This window comes from Thermococcus sp. (assembly GCF_027052235.1).
GTDB lineage: Archaea > Methanobacteriota_B > Thermococci > Thermococcales > Thermococcaceae > Thermococcus.
The window spans coordinates 1-329 of sequence record NZ_JALUFF010000014.1 but is presented as its reverse complement, the minus strand read 5'-3'; the positions used below and the strand labels follow the sequence as shown (position 1 = coordinate 329).

General features: G+C 53.2%; 1 protein-coding gene. It reads right to left on the bottom strand.

Features of this window, described 5'->3' with window-relative positions:
• Window positions 1–183 (bottom strand): HEPN domain-containing protein (locus tag MVC73_RS01240; RefSeq protein WP_297506165.1); only part of this gene is annotated, 183 nt, incomplete at its 3' end.
• Window positions 184–329 lie beyond the last annotated feature (146 nt).

Here is a 329-nt window from a genome sequence, read left to right as displayed (position 1 = left end):
GGCATGAACACCAGCATGACTCTTTGGTGCAATTCCCCTGGACAGAAGGAGGGCCCTGGCACAGTAGAACATGACGTAGTACGCGCTCGATATTGCAAAGGCATAATGACTAGTATTGAGAAGTTCCTCGGTGGCTTTGAGCCGTTCTTCCGCCTTCCTGATGAGAGCCGTTATCTCGTTCATACTCTCACTCCCTCTGCCGTTGCGGTAAGGTAGAGACTGTCCTCTCTGGGCTCATGGGGGACTATCATAACCGAAACTCCGAGTTCGAGAGTAAGCTCCGCGCTCAGCTCTCCAATCCTGTCCCAGTCCTCTGGCTTTATCCCGTC